Annotated in this window: 13 protein-coding genes and 25 tRNA genes; 8 read left to right on the top strand and 30 right to left on the bottom strand. The window is 44.3% G+C overall.

All coding sequences use genetic code 11. The features are described from left to right. The first annotated feature begins 53 nt into the window (after positions 1-53). From H6G28_RS01040 to dcm, 6 genes are all read left to right on the top strand, one after another. A complete protein-coding gene (locus H6G28_RS01040; protein ID WP_190668263.1) occupies positions 54-2519 on the top strand; it encodes a BamA/TamA family outer membrane protein in 2466 nt (821 codons plus the stop codon). 154 nt (positions 2520-2673) lie between these two features. Further along, positions 2674-3543, top strand: a complete 870-nt coding sequence (lpxC, locus tag H6G28_RS01035; RefSeq protein WP_190668259.1) for a UDP-3-O-acyl-N-acetylglucosamine deacetylase — start codon at positions 2674-2676, stop codon at positions 3541-3543. A 57-nt stretch (positions 3544-3600) separates the two neighbouring features. Then, positions 3601-4125: a 3-hydroxyacyl-ACP dehydratase FabZ gene (fabZ, locus tag H6G28_RS01030; RefSeq protein ID WP_062294314.1), complete on the top strand. Its 525-nt coding sequence runs from the start codon at positions 3601-3603 to the stop codon at positions 4123-4125. Positions 4126-4416: 291 nt separating this feature from the next. After that, entirely contained in the window at positions 4417-5235 is an 819-nt protein-coding gene (gene lpxA / locus H6G28_RS01025) for an acyl-ACP--UDP-N-acetylglucosamine O-acyltransferase (RefSeq protein ID WP_190668257.1), read from the top strand. Positions 5236-5423: 188 nt separating this feature from the next. Beyond that, positions 5424-6587: a lipid-A-disaccharide synthase gene (gene lpxB, locus H6G28_RS01020; protein ID WP_190668255.1), complete on the top strand. Its 1164-nt coding sequence runs from the start codon at positions 5424-5426 to the stop codon at positions 6585-6587. A gap of 326 nt (positions 6588-6913) precedes the next feature. Continuing rightward, positions 6914-8161, top strand: coding sequence for a DNA cytosine methyltransferase (gene dcm / locus H6G28_RS01015; protein WP_190668252.1), 1248 nt, complete (start codon positions 6914-6916; stop codon positions 8159-8161). Positions 8162-8164: 3 nt separating this feature from the next. On the opposite strand, the gene H6G28_RS01010 is transcribed toward dcm, so the two are convergent. Then, positions 8165-9019, bottom strand: coding sequence for a prohibitin family protein (locus H6G28_RS01010; protein ID WP_190668249.1), 855 nt, complete (start codon positions 9017-9019; stop codon positions 8165-8167). A 596-nt stretch (positions 9020-9615) separates the two neighbouring features. Between H6G28_RS01010 and H6G28_RS01005 the strand changes: the two genes are divergently transcribed. Next, a complete protein-coding gene (locus tag H6G28_RS01005; RefSeq protein ID WP_190668247.1) occupies positions 9616-10641 on the top strand; it encodes a tetratricopeptide repeat protein in 1026 nt (341 codons plus the stop codon). A gap of 16 nt (positions 10642-10657) precedes the next feature. Here H6G28_RS01005 and H6G28_RS01000 read toward each other — a convergent pair. The 26 genes from H6G28_RS01000 to H6G28_RS00875 all read right to left on the bottom strand — a co-directional run bounded on the left by H6G28_RS01000 (position 10658) and on the right by H6G28_RS00875 (position 14285). Further along, positions 10658-10729, bottom strand: a tRNA-Lys gene (locus H6G28_RS01000). Between the two features lie 332 nt (positions 10730-11061). After that, positions 11062-11135, bottom strand: a tRNA-Ala gene (locus H6G28_RS00995). Positions 11136-11314: 179 nt separating this feature from the next. Further along, positions 11315-11388, bottom strand: a tRNA-Arg gene (locus H6G28_RS00990). Positions 11389-11394: 6 nt separating this feature from the next. Beyond that, positions 11395-11469: transfer RNA gene (locus H6G28_RS00985), tRNA-Val, on the bottom strand. Between the two features lie 5 nt (positions 11470-11474). Then, positions 11475-11545: transfer RNA gene (locus H6G28_RS00980), tRNA-Gly, on the bottom strand. Between the two features lie 9 nt (positions 11546-11554). Beyond that, a tRNA-Thr gene (locus H6G28_RS00975) sits at positions 11555-11681 on the bottom strand. A gap of 125 nt (positions 11682-11806) precedes the next feature. Then, positions 11807-11882: transfer RNA gene (locus H6G28_RS00970), tRNA-Met, on the bottom strand. A 10-nt stretch (positions 11883-11892) separates the two neighbouring features. Continuing rightward, positions 11893-11966 (bottom strand) — tRNA-Leu (locus H6G28_RS00965). Positions 11967-11978: 12 nt separating this feature from the next. Continuing rightward, a tRNA-Leu gene (locus H6G28_RS00960) sits at positions 11979-12055 on the bottom strand. A 197-nt stretch (positions 12056-12252) separates the two neighbouring features. Beyond that, positions 12253-12326, bottom strand: a tRNA-Pro gene (locus H6G28_RS00955). 1 nt (position 12327) lies between these two features. Next, positions 12328-12406, bottom strand: a tRNA-Leu gene (locus H6G28_RS00950). Positions 12407-12412: 6 nt separating this feature from the next. Continuing rightward, a tRNA-Leu gene (locus H6G28_RS00945) sits at positions 12413-12489 on the bottom strand. Positions 12490-12499: 10 nt separating this feature from the next. Continuing rightward, a tRNA-Gln gene (locus tag H6G28_RS00940) sits at positions 12500-12573 on the bottom strand. A gap of 5 nt (positions 12574-12578) precedes the next feature. Next, positions 12579-12681 (bottom strand) — tRNA-Gln (locus tag H6G28_RS00935). Positions 12682-12686: 5 nt separating this feature from the next. Further along, positions 12687-12788 (bottom strand) — tRNA-Asn (locus H6G28_RS00930). A gap of 6 nt (positions 12789-12794) precedes the next feature. Beyond that, positions 12795-12893, bottom strand: a tRNA-OTHER gene (locus tag H6G28_RS00925). Positions 12894-12975: 82 nt separating this feature from the next. Then, positions 12976-13050 (bottom strand) — tRNA-Arg (locus H6G28_RS00920). A gap of 90 nt (positions 13051-13140) precedes the next feature. Then, positions 13141-13230: transfer RNA gene (locus tag H6G28_RS00915), tRNA-Ser, on the bottom strand. 4 nt (positions 13231-13234) lie between these two features. Further along, positions 13235-13317: transfer RNA gene (locus tag H6G28_RS00910), tRNA-Tyr, on the bottom strand. A gap of 3 nt (positions 13318-13320) precedes the next feature. After that, positions 13321-13392: transfer RNA gene (locus H6G28_RS00905), tRNA-Glu, on the bottom strand. 114 nt (positions 13393-13506) lie between these two features. Beyond that, positions 13507-13578 (bottom strand) — tRNA-Trp (locus H6G28_RS00900). A 2-nt stretch (positions 13579-13580) separates the two neighbouring features. Further along, positions 13581-13682 (bottom strand) — tRNA-Ile (locus H6G28_RS00895). Positions 13683-13691: 9 nt separating this feature from the next. Continuing rightward, a tRNA-Cys gene (locus tag H6G28_RS00890) sits at positions 13692-13764 on the bottom strand. Between the two features lie 3 nt (positions 13765-13767). After that, positions 13768-13844, bottom strand: a tRNA-Glu gene (locus tag H6G28_RS00885). Positions 13845-13847: 3 nt separating this feature from the next. Continuing rightward, positions 13848-13921, bottom strand: a tRNA-Asp gene (locus H6G28_RS00880). A 169-nt stretch (positions 13922-14090) separates the two neighbouring features. Beyond that, on the bottom strand, positions 14091-14285 hold the full coding sequence (locus H6G28_RS00875; protein WP_190668245.1) for a hypothetical protein: 195 nt from the start codon (positions 14283-14285) through the stop codon (positions 14091-14093). A 199-nt stretch (positions 14286-14484) separates the two neighbouring features. On the opposite strand from H6G28_RS00875, the gene H6G28_RS00870 reads away from it, so the two are divergent. Then, on the top strand, positions 14485-15327 hold the full coding sequence (locus tag H6G28_RS00870; protein WP_313949878.1) for a polysaccharide deacetylase family protein: 843 nt from the start codon (positions 14485-14487) through the stop codon (positions 15325-15327). A 19-nt stretch (positions 15328-15346) separates the two neighbouring features. Here H6G28_RS00870 and H6G28_RS00865 read toward each other — a convergent pair whose 3' ends face one another. The 3 genes from H6G28_RS00865 to H6G28_RS00855 all read right to left on the bottom strand — a co-directional run bounded on the left by H6G28_RS00865 (position 15347) and on the right by H6G28_RS00855 (position 16604). Next, on the bottom strand, positions 15347-15739 hold the full coding sequence (locus H6G28_RS00865) for an alr0857 family protein (protein ID WP_190668242.1): 393 nt from the start codon (positions 15737-15739) through the stop codon (positions 15347-15349). 16 nt (positions 15740-15755) lie between these two features. Then, positions 15756-16274: an HNH endonuclease gene (locus H6G28_RS00860; protein WP_190588258.1), complete on the bottom strand. Its 519-nt coding sequence runs from the start codon at positions 16272-16274 to the stop codon at positions 15756-15758. A gap of 81 nt (positions 16275-16355) precedes the next feature. Continuing rightward, positions 16356-16604, bottom strand: coding sequence for a hypothetical protein (locus H6G28_RS00855; protein ID WP_190588259.1), 249 nt, complete (start codon positions 16602-16604; stop codon positions 16356-16358). Positions 16605-16609: the final 5 nt, after the last annotated feature.

Raw genomic sequence — 16609 nt, 5'->3', positions numbered from 1 at the left:
TAATGACTAATAACTAGTGTGTGATTGTGTGCGGAAGTGAAGAGGAATATATAATGCGTTTATCTCCTATATTAGTAGCAGCTGTAGCAATTGCAGCGCCATTAAGTGGCTCTTTTAGAGCGAATGCCCAAACTGCTGAAGATTTACAACCCACAGCGAAAATTTTAAAACCCGCTACAAAGCAGCCACAAGAGAAGGACGCAGGGCAAAGTTCAGCGAGGGAAAGTTTACCAACTGCGATCGCCTCCCCAGAAGCTAAGGTACTTAAAGATACTCAAGCAAAATCTGTGACCATTTTGCCAACACCATCAGATGCAAAATCACAGGTGATAGTCCCAACAATTGCCCAAACGCCAGAAACAATCCCCAACTCTGATACTCAACAGCCCAACACCATTCCTGACAGTTCCACTCCAGCCACAGAACCTGCATCTCCAGAAAATACTACCCCCCCCACTACCATTGAACCGGCATCTCCCCAAAATCCCCAGCCGGAAAATACTACCCCCCCCACCATCGAACCGGCATTTCCCCAAAACCCTCAGCCGGAAAATACCACCCCCCCAACCATCGAACCGGCATTTCCCCAAAATCCCCAGCCAGAAAATACCACCCCCCCCACCATCGAACCTGCGTTTCCCACATCTCCAGGGAATACCCAACCGAATGGCGCTACCGAATCAACAGAACCAAGGGTATTGGTATCAGAAGTAGTCGTCAAACCCCAAGCAGGACAATTACCCCCAGAATTAGAAGATCGAGTTTATCAAGTCATTCGGACTCAACCAGGGCGGACAACCACCCGCACCCAACTACAAGAAGATATTAATTCGATTTTTGGTACAGGTTTCTTTTCTAACGTCCAAGCTGTACCAGAAGATACACCTTTGGGCGTGCGAGTCAGCTTTATTGTCCAGCCCAACCCCGTACTTACAAAAGTGCAAGTCGAAGCTAATCCTGGAACTGGTGTTGCTTCGGTTCTGCCAGCAAGTACGGCGGATGAAGTTTTTAAAGATCAGTATGGTAAAATCCTCAACCTACGCGACTTGCAAGAAGGAATCAAGACCTTAAGCAAACGCTATCAAGACCAAGGTTATGTGTTAGCCAATGTGATTGGTGCGCCCCAAGTTTCGGAAAATGGGGTGGTGACGCTGCAAGTAGCCGAAGGTGTAGTGGAAAATATTAAAGTCCGGTTCCGCAACAAAGAAGGTCAAGAAACAGACGACCAAGGTAGACCAATTCGCGGACGGACACAAGAGTATATTATTACACGGGAAGTAGAATTAAAACCAGGACAAATATTTAATAGAAATACAGTCCAAAAAGACCTACAACGGGTGTTTGGACTAGGTTTATTTGAAGATGTGAATGTTTCTCTAGACCCTGGTACTGACCCCAGCAAAGTAGATGTAGTAATTAATGTTGCCGAACGCAGTAGCGGTTCGATCGCGGCTGGTGCTGGTATTAGTTCTGCCAGTGGATTATTTGGTACAGTCAGCTATCAACAGCAGAACCTCAACGGCAGAAACCAAAAATTAGGTGCAGAAGTCCAGGTAGGAACCAGGGAATTACTATTTGATTTACGCTACACCGACCCCTGGATTGCGGGTGATCCTTACCGCACCTCTTACACAGCCAATATTTTCCGCCGCAGTTCGATTTCCTTGGTATTTGAAGGAGATGAGAACAACGTGGAAACCTTCAGAGCCGGAGATGACGATGGCGATCGCCCCCGTGTGTTACGTTTAGGTGGTGGCGTTACCTTTACTCGTCCGTTGTCCAAAAATCCCTACGAACGTTCCGAATGGACAGCCTCAGCCGGGTTGCAATATCAGCGCGTTTCCACCCGCGACGCTGATGGTAATCTCAGAAGATTTGGTACAGTTTACAACAATGGCCAAGCTGGAGAATTAATTCCCTTAAGCTTCTCTGGTACAGGTCAAGACGACTTAGTATTATTACAACTAGGTACGCAGCGCGATCGCCGTAACAATGCCCTACAGCCTACCAGTGGTTCGTTCCTGCGCTTCGGAGTTGACCAGTCATTACCAATAGGCGAAGGTAATATTTTACTCACTAGACTACGGGGGAGCTATAGCCAATACATCCCCGTGAAGCTCCTGAATTTTTCCAAAGGCGCACAAACTCTCGCCTTTAACATTCAAGGCGGTACTATCCTCGGCGATTTACCTCCCTACGAAGCCTTTACTTTAGGCGGTAGTAACTCCGTGCGTGGTTATGAAGAAGGAACATTAGCCAGCAGCCGTAGTTACGTGCAAGCAACTTTAGAGTATCGCTTCCCTGTATTTTCCATCGTGAGTGGCGCAGCCTTTGTCGATTTTGGTACTGACTTAGGCACCAATACTAGGGCGGCGGATGTTCTCAACAAAAACGGTACTGGCTATGGTTATGGTTTGGGTGTGCGCGTCCAATCACCTCTGGGGCCAATTCGTATCGACTACGGTATCAACGATGATGGTGATAGCCGCATCAACTTCGGCATTGGGGAAAGATTTTAAAAAGTATGAAGTGTGTAGACGCGCTCTGCGCGGCTTCCCGAAGGGTAGTATGAAGTATGAAATTAGCTTTTTCACACTTCATACTTCATACTTTCTCTTGACTCTTTGACCCTCGACCCTTGACTATTTATTAAGGTGTATTAAATTTTCGCCGATGCAACAGCACACCATCGCCGGGGAAATCTGCCAAACAGGAGTCGGACTGCATAGCGGTATTGCTACCAATGTGCGGATATTACCAGCCCCAGCCAATAGCGGGCGTTATTTTGTGCGGGTAGATTTACCAGATTTGCCAATCATTCCCGCCCAAATTGCCGCAGTCAATGAAACTGTACTGTCTACTCAATTGGGTAAAGGTGCAGCATCTGTCCGTACAGTCGAGCATTTATTGGCAACCTTGTCAAGTATGGGTGTGAATAATGCCCGCATTGAAATTGATGGGCCAGAAGTGCCGTTGTTGGATGGTTCAGCCCAAATTTGGGCTGCTAGTGTGGCTCAAGTTGGCTTACAACCGCAAACAGCAGACGATAACTCAGAGCAATGGGTTCTTGCAGAACCAATCTGGATTTATCACAATGATGCCTTTGTTTGTGCTATCCCAGCCGCAGAAACCCGCTTTAGCTATGGGATTGATTTTGATTTACCTGCAATTGGCAATCAATGGCACAGTTGGTTATTAGCGGCTGATGTCGGTGAGGCGGCTGTTAGCTTTGCGGCGGAAATTGCCCCTGCGCGTACCTTTGGTTTATTACATCAAATAGAATACTTACAACAGGCTGGATTAATTAAAGGCGGCAGCTTAGACAATGCACTGGTTTGCGGCTCTGAAGGATGGTTAAATCCGCCATTAAGATTTGCAAATGAGCCAGTCCGTCATAAGATGTTGGACTTAGTAGGAGATTTGAGTTTATTGGGAAATTTCCCCCAAGCTCATTTCTTAGCGTATAAAGCCAGCCACAATTTACATATTCAACTCGCCGAAAGGATTTTAGCGGCACAGCAAAATCCCACTGACAAAATCTGAGGGGTTTCAACGCCATTCCACTTTTAATTTCCACAGTCAAAGTCACACAAACTGCCAATGTCGTCAATTCTTGCAGAAGTAAATAGTAGCGATGCGATCGCATCCTCATCTGATACCACCCAAACTCCCACTGCACCGGAAGTGAAAAAAACCTTCACATCCGAAGAAATTCAGCAGTTGCTCCCTCATCGCTATCCATTTCTACTGGTAGACAAAATTATTGACTATGTACCAGGAAAAGTGGCTGTAGGCGTTAAAAATGTTACTATTAACGAACCTCAATTTCAAGGACATTTCCCCGGTAGACCACTCATGCCAGGTGTGCTAATTGTCGAAGCAATGGCACAAGTCGGTGGAATTGTGTTAACACAACTACCAGAATACAATGCAGGTGGACTGTTTGTCTTTGCTGGCATTGATAAAGCCCGCTTTCGTCGTCAAGTTGTCCCTGGAGATCAACTGATTATGACAGTGGAACTGTTATGTATCAAACAACGTCGGTTTGGGAAGATGCAAGCTCGGGCCGAAGTTGACGGACAACTCGCTGCTGAAGGCGAATTGATGTTTTCTTTAGTTGGTTAACAACTTGTTTGAGTGTCTTGGTACAACCGTGATATGGCAACGTGCTGAGTATAAAACCAGTTATTACAATGTCATAACTGGCTTGGCTATTGTTATATACTGAGGCTCAAATCTAAACAAGCATCACAGATTAACAACTGTCCACACAGTATTTGAAAATTTCTGAATTTTCGCTGCCCTCACACTTAACTTGCTTTGCCCGACACTTTCGATTGTTGAAGTTATCACAACTCAGCAACACCAGTTGCGATTAACGCACTGGTTTCTCACGACAGTTCTGGAGATTCACCCTTGAAGACTCTTATTCATCCAACGGCGGTAGTTCATCCTAAAGCGGAACTCCACCCTACAGTGCAAGTTGGTGCCTATGCTGTGATTGGAGCGCATGTCAAAGTTGGCCCAGAAACAATTATTGGCGCTCATGTAGTGCTGGAAGGGCCTTGCGAAATTGGGGCGCGAAATCAGATTTTTCCAGGTGCAGCTATTGGTATGGAACCCCAGGATCTCAAATTTGTAGGAGAGCCAACCTGGGTAAAAATCGGTGACGACAATGTAATTCGAGAGTATGTCACCGTTAACCGTGCCACAGGTGAGGGAGAAGCCACAATCATCGGCAGTAATAATTTGCTGATGGCTTATGTGCATGTGGCGCATAATTGCATCATTGAAGATCATGTAATTATTCCCAACTCGGTAGCTTTAGCAGGTCATGTCCATATCGAGTCTCGCGCCAGATTAGGCGGCGTTTTAGGAGTTCATCAATTTGTCCATATTGGTAGACACTCAATGGTAGGTGGGATGTCTCGCATTGATCGGGATGTGCCGCCATATATGCTAGTAGAAGGTAATCCAGTACGGGTCAGAACCCTGAATTTGGTGGGGCTGAAGCGTTCTGGAATGTCCGCCAGTGACCTGCAAACCCTCAAAAAAGCCTTCCGCATTCTCTACCGTTCTAACTTGAGTTTCAAAGAAGCATTAGAACAGTTAGAACAGCTAGGAGATACAGAAGAACTACAACATTTGCGTCGTTTTATACTCTTGTCTCAAATGCCAGGAAGACGTGGCTTGATTCCAGGAAAAGGTAAAGCAGGCACAAGTGAGGATTCTTAAGTTATATCTGAGAAATTAGGGTGAATGTATGACAGAAGGCAGGAGGCAGTGGTTCGACTTCGCTCACCAACCAGAGGCAGGAGTTAGGATGTCCCTAAAATTCACCCTGCCAAAATACCCTCATCCGTCTGAAATAAAGCCATAACTTCTAATTTCTCAAGGCAAATTTTTAGTAATTTTTAATTAAAATGCGGATATTTATCAGCACTGGCGAAGTGTCTGGCGATTTGCAAGGTTCGCTGTTGATTGCAGCAATGCAACGCCAAGCTGCTGCTGCTGGGTTGGCGTTAGAAATTGTCGCCCTCGGTGGCGAAAAAATGGCAAAGGTAGGGGCAAATATTTTGGGCAATACCAGTGGGATTGGCTCAATGGGTCTTTTAGAATCTTTGCCTTATGTTGTACCCACTTTATTAGTACAACGAAAAGCGATCGCCTATCTCAAGCAAAACCCGCCAGACTTAGTGGTGCTGATTGATTATATGGGGCCAAACCTCGGCATCGGCACTTATATGCGACAAAATCTGCCAGATGTGCCTGTGGTTTATTACATTGCCCCACAAGAGTGGGTTTGGTCAATGAGTCTGCGAAATACCTCTCGCATCGTTGGTTTTACAGACAAACTCTTAGCAATATTCCCCGAAGAAGCCAGATATTATCAAGAAAATGGCGGAAATGTCAGTTGGGTGGGACATCCGTTAATTGATCGGATGCAGGATGTACCTAATCGTCAGGCGGCGCGTGCTGAATTAGGAATTGCACCAGAACAAATTGCGATCGCACTTCTCCCCGCTTCTCGTCAGCAAGAACTAAAATATCTTTTACCAGTCATTTTTCAAGCAGCGCAGACAATTCAAGCCAAGTTACCAGAAGCTCACTTTTGGATTCCTTTATCTTTGGAAAGCTTTAAACAACCAATAGAGTCAGCAATTCAAAGTTATGGTTTACGAGCCACAATTGTCTCTGGTCAACAACAAGAAGTGTTTGCTGCGGCTGATTTCGCCATTACTAAATCTGGCACAGTCAATTTAGAACTGGCGCTGTTTAACGTGCCGCAAGTTGTAGTTTATCGCCTCAATGCCGTTACCGTTTGGATTGCGCGGAAAATCCTCAAAGGTTCCATTCCCTTTGCTTCTCCAGTCAACTTAGTGGTAATGCGGGAAATTGTACCAGAGTTGTTACAAGAACAAGCCACACCAGAGAATATTACCCAAGCCGCAATGGAAATACTACTGAATCCTGAACGCAGACGGCAGACATTGACAGATTATGCCCAAATGCGACAATGTTTAGGAGATATTGGCGTATGCGATCGCGCGGCTCAAGAAATTTTGCAAATGCTAACTGAAGTGTGAAGTATGAAGTATAAATTATGAAGTGTGAAGTCTGAAGTGTGAAGTTTGAAGACATGAATTCGACAGACCTCTCCCTCTCCTAAAACGCGCTACGGTGTACACACAAATCCGGGTTGAGTGCATCTATCCCGCCTCGGAATCAATTCCGAGTCTCATAGCGCAAGTCCTCTTGGGAGGACTCAACCACAAGTTCATTTCAGTCCACGCTTTGTGGATTTTGGCTATGAGCCTGGAACTAAAGTTCCAGGCTTGATGCGGTTTCATACAGCAAATTTTCGAGCAAACTATTTTTTACTCAGCACTCAGCACTCAGCACTTATTACTCAATGAGAAAACGACGACCAATCGCAGTTGATTTGTTCGCAGGCGCAGGTGGTATGACCCTTGGCTTTGAACAAGCTGGCTTTGATGTATTGGCCGCCGTCGAAATTGATCCTATCCACTGCGCTACTCACGAATTTAACTTTCCAGGGTGTACAGTTTTTTGTAAAAGCGTAGAAGACACCACAGGCAAAGAAATTCGCAAACGTTCCAAAATTGGCAGTCGTGAAATTGATGCGGTTATTTGTGGTAGTCCCTGTCAAGGCTTTTCCCTGATGGGTAAACGGGTTTTTGATGACCCGCGTAACTCTTTAGTATTTCACTTTCATCGGTTGGTGTTAGAACTACAACCAAAATATTTTGTGATGGAAAATGTTCGCGGTATAACTGTTGGCGAACACAAACAAATTCTGAAAAGCTTAATTAGCGAGTTTCAAACTCACGGCTATCAGGTAGAAGAAAATTATCAAATTCTGAATGCTGCTCATTATGGTGTACCACAATCCCGTGAGCGATTATTTCTGTTAGGCGCGAGAGGAGATGTCAACTTACCCAAGTATCCCCAACCAATTACCCAAATAGCCAAGCCAAATCACTCAACATCACAAAATGCTTTACCACTGAGTCCGACAGTGTGGGATGCAATTGGTGATCTCCCAGAAGTAGAAAATTATGCAGAGTTATTAGAAAAAGATTGGGTATTTGCTGATTATGGCAAACCTAGTGATTATGCCTTGATACTGCGCGGTATTAGTAATTTAGCAGATGATTATAGCTGCGATCGCCAATTCGATGCCCGCATTCTCTCTTCTAGTTTCCGCACTCAACACACACCCACAACCATTCAACGTTTTCAAGAAACTCCCCAAGGCGAAAGAGAACCCATCAGCCGTTTTCATAAATTGCATCCGGCTGGTGTCTGCAATACCTTACGCGCCGGAACAGATAGACACAGGGGTTCTTTCACTTCTCCCCGACCAATTCATCCCATGACACCCCGTTGCATCACAGTCAGAGAAGCTGCACGGCTTCATTCTTATCCAGACTGGTTTCGATTTCACGTCACTAAATGGCATGGTTTTCGCCAAGTTGGAAATTCTGTACCGCCGCTATTAGCAAAAGCTGTAGCAAAAGAGATTATTCGCAGTTTAAAATTTATCCCTGTAAAGCCGAATTTTACTCAACAATTAGGGGATGAAACTCTCTTACAGTTGAAAATCTCTCAAGCAACACAGCTTTATTTAAGGGTTTAAATTTTATTGTTTCTCTCCATTATTGAAACTATTAGGATTCACATTAATTAATGGTAAAGCTCCATTACCACCAAGCACTGTAGGAAAACGACCATCCCATTTTTCGATTGCTTGCTTTTGGAGTAACTCTGGTGTTAAAGTTTGTCGTTGTAATTTCTGTGCTTCAGCTTGGCCTTTAGCACGGTTAACTTCTGCCAGAGCTTCTTGAGTAGCTTTTTTAGCAATAAATTCTGCCTGTTTTGCATCTTGCTCTGCTATTTGTTTTGCTTCAATTGCTTTGCTAAACTCTGGAGAAAAATCAAAATTTACAAGTGAAACATCATCTAATACTAAATCATAAGCCATCAGCCGACGTTTGAGATTTTCATCAATTTCCTCTTTTAATTCAGTGCGCTTAGTAATAATCTCTTCTGCTGTTTTTTTGGCAGTTGCCGCTTTCAAAACTTCCGATACAGCAGGAGTAATAATTGCTGGCACAATTTGGGTTTGATCACCAACTTTTTGGAAAACTTTGTTTGCTTTTGTCGGATCAATGTGCCAATTGACAGCGAGTTCAGTTGTGATTTTTTGTAGGTCTTTAGAAGCAGCATCCGATTGAAAAGTGTTTTGCTGCACGCGCACATTGAGACTTCTGACAGTGGTAGCAATTGGCGTAATCAGATGAATTCCTTCATCTAATACCTTGTCTTGAACTTGGCCAAATTTCATCACAACACCCCTCTCACCAGCATTAATAATGGCAAAAGGGCGAAAAAGTGACGCTATTATCAATAAAATTATGCCACCAATGAAATAAACACCGTAGGGAAAATGCTGAAAATTAAAGTTATGGCGAAAGTTATTGCGTATACCAGTCATACTCTCTGTAACCAAACCGATTTTTCCAATCAACTGCTACATAAGCAATCTGGAATTTACGCAAAGGTAAATAAAACTTAACATCAATCACAACATTCTTTCACTATCTTACCTACACAACCACATACATTATTAGCTCAGTTGGCTTACCCATAAACTCTGTAAATACACTGCAATACAGCACATCTACAGTTTAATATGCTCTGTTAAGTATTTCTGCTGTGTGTTATCCATCTCTTGATTTGGCAATTTTTACATTTCTTAACAAAAATACAAATTTACCAATTACCCAAAATCTTTGAAGAGACTTGCCTTAATGAACTAAAATTTCGCAAATTTACGTCAAAAAACTTGTTGAGTTATGTAATTTATGACTTTATAAAAAAAATCTACTGGAATCAATCTATTATCTTTCAAATTGATAGCAATTCTTCAGCTTGGTTGAAAAATATACCATATTTTACTATTTACATCCTATATCTCAAGGTAGAGAATAATGTTTAACATTGTTTTGGGCAATCTAAGCAAATTTATGTCTTAGGGATGTTGGCTCAAAATTAGCCTGCCTAATTTTTCTTTGGTGCAACTGAGGTCAAATGACGCAATCATTTAATGCAGTCCAAGAGTGGGAAAAACGTCGAGATCAAGCAACCCGCTACTACCAGGAAGGAAAACTTCAAGAATCACTCGCCCTGGCAACAAAAAATCTAGAATTAGCTAGAGCAATTTCTGATCGAGCCAAAGAGGGTTATACATTAAACGACCTCGGTTTAGCGCACCTTGGTTGCTGGCAACCTCAAAAAGCATTAGAGTGTTTTGAGCAGGCGCTTTTGGTTGCTCAAGAGATAGGTAACGCCAGCGCCGAAGCAACCGCCTTGAGTAATCTTGGTTCTACTTACAGCCGTCTGGGAAAGTTTTCGCAAGCATTGAAATATTTAGATCAAGCCTTAGATATTTTTAGAAGATTGCACGATACTCAAGGTGAAGTTTCCACTCTCAATGATGTGGCACTAATTTACACCAAATTGGGAGAACCCAAACGCTCACTGTTGCTACAAAACCAAATTCTCTCAATGCGACGATTTTTAGGCGATTTTTCTGGTGAAGCAGCAACATTAAATGGTCTTGGGTTTGCTTACAGTCTTTTAGGCAAACATGGGCAAGCCCTAGAATATTTACAGGAAGCACTTTCTATTCAAAGAGCCGTGAAAAATTTGGTGGGTGAAGCAACCACGATGAATAATATTGCTTCTGTTTACAGTGATTTAGGTCAACCTAAACAAGCACTGCTAATTTACTATCAAGTACTTTTATCTCGTCGCGCCCTCAAAGACATTTCTGGTGAAGCCACAACCTTGAATAATATTGGTTATACCTACAGCATCTTAGGTAATAACTGGCAGGCGATGAAATTTTATAAACAAGCGATCGCAATTTATCAACAATTAGGCGATCGCTTGGGAGAAATTTCGACTTTACTAAATATGGGCAGCTTGTACGCCTCAACAAAACGCAAAAGAAAAGCCCTATCTTGCTACCAAAATGCCCATGAATTATCTCAGCAAATCGAGTCTCAGCCACTTTTACAGAAAGTACAGCAGCACATAGACTCTCTTTTATAGAAGTTAGTTTTGAAAATGGGTGGTAGAGGAGTCGAACCTCTCTATGACGGATTAAAAGCCCGTTGCACAGCCGCTATGCCAACCACCCATAAAGAAAAGACAAGGGAGACAAGGAAGACAAGGGGTAGGGGGAAAAGGAGACGTACTCCCTACTCCCTATTCCCCAAATCAAAATCCACCAGGGAGGTACTGCCCCTCCTATAACTGTGTTATCAGCACAGCGCCTCACTTTTCGGCTTCAGGTGGAAGGCGGAAGATGGAGGAATCGAACCCCTGGGTGTTACCCCACCCCGGTTTTCAAGACCGGTTGCCAACCATTTAGCGGCATCTTCCATTCAAGGGTGTCTGACGGGGCTTAAACCCGCTATGACTGGTTCCACAAACCAGTGCCGCGATCTCTTTGGCTTCAGACACCATCAGTGGAATCAATGGGAATTGAACCCATAACCTCCTGCTTGCAAGGCAGGCGCTCTAGCCATTTGAGCTATGACCCCATAAAGAAAGTAAAAAGTGTCAAGTAAAAAGTAAAAAGAAATACTTAGGACTTACGCAATAACTCTCTAAAACTCTTATAACTTCGTGTCCTTTGTGTCCTTTGCGGTTCGTTTTTTCATACTTTTGCGTAAGTCCTGATACTTTTGCCTTTTAACTTTTAACTTTTGACTTGTTCAGGCGAGAGTGGTAGGACTCAAACCTACAACCTTCGAGTTAGAAGCTCGATGCTCTCTTCGATTGAGCTACACTCCCATTAATTGGTAGTCCTGGCAGGATTTGAACCTGCAACTTATTGCTTGTAAGGCAATTGCTCTACCATTGAACTACAGGACTACGCAAGCGATCGACGAGACTCGAACTCGTACCGTGAGTTTGGAAGACTCTGATGCTGCCGTTACACCACGATCGCACTTCATTCTGGAGCTGGTGACAGGAATTGTAGACGCGGTAGCGGCTTCCCGTTCGGCAAAGCCGTTCCCGAAGGGTAGGGTACCTGCAACCTACTGATTACAAGTCAGTTGCTCTGCCAATTGAGCTACACCAGCACTTGTGAAAAAGTAAAAAATTTTCTTTTTCCTTCTTTTGCCTTTTAACTCTTGCGAGTTCGCCAGTTGCTTTATGCCGGGGAACCCGTCCACCGCACTGGCTCACTTTTTACTTTTGCCTTATTTGGTGACGGGGGCAGGAGTTGCACCTGCTGATATGAGGCTTATGAGACCTCTGAGCCACTCTTGCTCCATCCCCGCATTTCACCAATGCCCCTGACTGGATTTGAACCAGCAACCTCTTCGTTCTAAGCGAAGCGCCTCTTCCGGTTGGGCTACAAGGGCATACTTTGATTTTGGTACTCCCGACAGGAGTCGAACCTGCAAAAAACTAGATCCTCGGTCTAGTGCGTCTTCCGTTCCGCCACGGGAGCTTATACCAATTCGCAATTCGCAACTAAAAAACTTAGATGTAGCAAGGATTTTAGGGTTTACATATTTCTCAGATTTTTCGTGAAATGGTATTAGTACCCCTGACAGGATTTGTAGACGCGAAGCGGCTTCCCGAAGGGTAGCTGCAAAATCTGGACTCTGATTCCAGCACGTATGCCAGTTCCGTCACAGGGGCATATCGGGATGGCAGGATTTGAACCTGCAACCTTCAGCTCCCAAAGCTGCCGCGCTACCAAGTTGCGCCACATCCCGTTGGTACTCCTGGTGGGAGTTGAACCCACACAATTAACAGATTTTAAGTCTGCCGCCTCTTCCAGTTGGGCTACAGGAGCTAGTTTTGGTACTCTTGGTGGGAATTGAACCCACAACATACCGTTTTTGAGACGGCAGCCTCTTCCAATTGGGCTACAAGAGTATAAAGAAATTGGCTGCCTCGCTAGGACTCGAACCTAGAACTTCTGATCCAAATTCAGAAATGTTGCCATTACACCACAAGGCAATAAATGGTTGCCAGGGCAGGGTTTGTAGACGCGGTAGCGGCTTCCCGAAGGGTACCTGCAACCTCATCGTTCAGAGCGATGCGACTTTCCAATTCGTCCACCCGGCAATGAATGGCTGCCTCGGCAGGTATCGTAGACGCGAAGCGGCTTCCCGCAGGGTACCTGCGACCTTTCGCTTAACAGGCGATCGCTACTACCACTGAGCTACGAGGCAACGCAGCCCCCCAGGTCGGAATCGAACCGACGACCTCCTGTTCTTGTCCTTACCGGACACGCTTCGCGAACAGACAGGCGCTACTACCAACTGAGCTACCAGGGGATAAGAAGGAGAGATGGGTAATTACCCCGTGGACTGGTTTAATTCAACTTGAATCAGCCACTCCACCACCTCTCCTATGTAACGAGAACGGAGGGATTTGAACCCTCAAGTCTTCAGTTTCGTAGACTGAGATGTTATCCAGTTACACCACGCTCTCAATAGGGATTAGGGGCTAGAGGCTAGAGACTAGGGGCTAGGGCTAGTGTTTTTCTCAGCACTTTGAACTCAGCACTCAGCACTTTTCAGGCGGAGAGAGAGGGATTTGAACCCTCGACGGGTATTAACTACCCGTTTCCTCTTAGCAGGAGGATGCTTTTAGCCACTCAGCCACCTCTCCACAGTGGGTCGAGCAGGATTTGAACCTGCGAACAAAATAGAACAGTTTTACAGACTGTCGCCTTTAACCAGACTCGGCCATCGACCCATATTCCCCCGACGGGATTTGAACCCGCAATCTCCGCTTTGAAAGAGCAGCGACTTAACCGTTCGTCCACGGGGGCAAAAGAATTTTAGATTTTAAATTTTGGATTTTAGATTAAAAACTCAATCTAAAAGACGCTCGCGGACTCGCTAACGCTACGCTATCGGCAATCCAAAATCCAAAATTGTGTGACGCAGGGACTAGGATTTGAACCTAGAACATCGGATTTGGAGTCACGAGGTGTTGCCGTTACACCATCCCTGCATTGGTAGCAGTGGCGGGAGTTGTAGACGCGATAGCGGCTTCCCGAAGGGTACCCGCATCTACTCGGTTATGAGCCGAGAACTTTGCCGTTAAGTTACACTGCAACGTACCAAAGGCTGAGGTGAGATTTGAACTCACGATGTCGGTTTTGCAGACCAATGCCTTTAACCACTTGGCTACTCAGCCGTTTGGGAGCCTTGACGGGAGTTGCACCCGCTTCTCTGTGCTTGAGAGGCACAGCGACTTATCTAGTCGTCCACAAGGCTACACGGGAGTAACGAGACTCGAACTCGCAACCTATCGCTCGACAGGCGATCGCTCTCACCATTTGAGCTATACCCCCATGATTGGTATCTGTGCCTAATGCTTAGAAGGAAAAAGTAAAAAGGCAAAAGAAAGGTTTTTTACTTTTATCTTTTTAATTTTTCAAGGTACAGATAATTTTTGATGAACTTGCCCATTCCTTATTCAGTTTTCAAGGTTCGGAAAAATTACTTTGCTTGAGAAAACTTTTAACCAAATAACCGACGCTCTAAGTAATAAATCTTTTGTGTATTACTGATATATTCGGCGATTTTCACTTGAGCCAATTGAGAATTTTTGGCTTTGATATCCTCTACTTCTGGTTGTTTAGAAGTGAGAGAGGCTTGGTTGACTGGCAACTTTCGTTGATTCCAGTGCCTGTTCTGTATGTTTGTGTAGAACATGACTTTTACCGTTTGGAGGCTTTGTCTTTCGCCTCACTACATATATACTACATAAATACTACAAAAGATGTCAAGGGGTTGAGGAAAAATTTTTTAAAATTGCTGAAAACCCTTATATTGCTTGGCTTTTGATTTATTAACCTCTCTAAAAAGTAAAACTACAAGCTTATGATGGGCTGAATATTTTTAGGAGCCTAATGTGAAAGAAAAAGACCTGAAGTTATACAGAATATTTGGTTGTGTAGCGATCGCTTTTTGTGTAACAAGCTGTAGCACGTCTGCAAAATTGGAAAATACCCAACCAATTAACAAAGTTCATGCAGCACCAGTGCCAGATCAACCAGTAACCAACTCAATAGATGCTAAATCACAGCCATCAACTAACCTAGAAAACCTTAATTTCGAGGTTCCGGCGAAATTTCAAGGAAAAACCTTATATAAAATAGAACCTAGTAATCAAGAGAAAGTTATTGCCTTGACGGTTGATGATGGCCCCTGGCCAAAAACAACCTTACAAATGCTGGATATCTTCAAAGCAAATAACGTCAAGGTGACATTCTTTTGGGTAGGAAGTGCTTTACAAGCAAATCCTGAAATTGCCAAGCGAGTTGTAGCTGAGGGACACGCCATCGGCAACCATACTTGGCATCACAGGTATAAGAATATGGATGCAGCCACAGCCAAAAAGGAAATTGACCGCACCTCTGAATTGATTTACAAAACAACAGGAGTCAAAACAACTTTGTTTCGACCTCCTGGGGGCTTTCTAAATAATGGATTAGCAGCTTACGCCAAAAGCCAGAAATATTCTGTAGTTATGTGGTCTTTGACTTCTGCCGACACAGACCCCCGTGCTAAACCCCAAGCATTTGTTAAAAATGTTTTGAAAGGTGCGAAACCAGGAGCTATTGTTTTAATGCACGATGGTGGTGGCGATCGCCACAGAACAGTAGAAGCATTGCCACAAATCATCAGAGGGCTGAAACAGCAAGGCTACCGATTCGTGACAATACCAGAACTGCTAGAAAAAAGTGGAAAGTAGAAGTATGAAATTTCACACTTCATACTTCATACTTCACCGATTCACAAGCTTGAGCTTCTTGCCACAGTTTTTGCAGAAAGAACTCAGTGCGATCGCTCATTGTGGTGATGAACACACCCACAGAATCTTCAGCACCATTCGATAGCCAAGAACCGCGCAGAGTCACTTCCACATATTCGCTATCGCAGACACACAAGGCGATGACTTCCCGATCATCTCGTTTCACCTCCGCCTTAAGTGCTTCTACCCCTGGTAGATCAACAGGTAGCAAAAAGGAAGCAGTACTGGGTTCAACACACAAATTTTGTCCAACTCGCATAGCGAAAATTACGCGCTGTGCTACCCACTCCTCTAGTGACTGAGGAATACACTCTAAACAAAAGCTCCTTTCGGTGTAAGTTAATTTCAGCATTCCTTATGCTCTCCTGCTATTCCAGGTTTGCTTGCACATTTGTCCAAAATTGTTCTGCAAAAGCGATCGCGGGGTGAATGGGTGCTTTTGGTATTTTCCGTAGCCGCATTCCAGTCTCAGACAAGGTGCGATCGCCTTTATGGGAGTTACATCTTTCACAAGCTGTGACTACGTTATCCCAAGTATGTAAGCCACCTTTGGATCGGGGGATGACGTGATCTAAGGTCAGACGTTTGCTGCTACCGCAATATTGACAAGTGTGATGGTCTCGCCGCAAAACTTCTCGCCGATTTACTGGTGGTACTTTCCATGTCCGTTCATTAGAGCCTATTTTCAAACGAATGTGTTTTGGTACGTCAATTACTAAACTGGGTGAATGAACTCGCCATCCGCCTTCAGTAGCAAAATCCAGTGGTTCTGCTTTGTTTGTTACTAACAGCACAATCGCTCGTTTGATATTTACGCGACACAGAGGCAAGTAATTTTGCGAAAATACCACTACGGATTGCTCTAACACTTGCATTACGCTCGTCACAGCTTCACTCCTTATTAAAAAACCCCCGCTTCTGGTCTAAGTGAAGCGGGGGTTAGAAATTTACCAAAAACTTCTCTGGTGTTATATCGGTACAGCATTCTCTTGTCTGTACCTCCCGCTTATTTTTTTCAGTTGTGGTTTTGCATTCAGCACGCCTATGCCGAGATATCTAAAATCATAATTCCCCTCTGTGACTAGCCAATGAATATGGCTACCATCGCCCATAAATAAATACTCCACTTCCATAGCGGCTGATTCCCAACGCAATCGGCAGTTGGTAGCACACAAGAAAGTAGAGATGGGGTAAATGGATTTCACAGAAAATTTCACCTATT

It is taken from the genome of Nostoc sp. FACHB-190 (assembly GCF_014696905.1).
Lineage (GTDB): Bacteria > Cyanobacteriota > Cyanobacteriia > Cyanobacteriales > Nostocaceae > Nostoc_B.
Note: the sequence above shows the minus strand (reverse complement) of the source record. Positions and strands in the feature narration are given on the sequence as shown.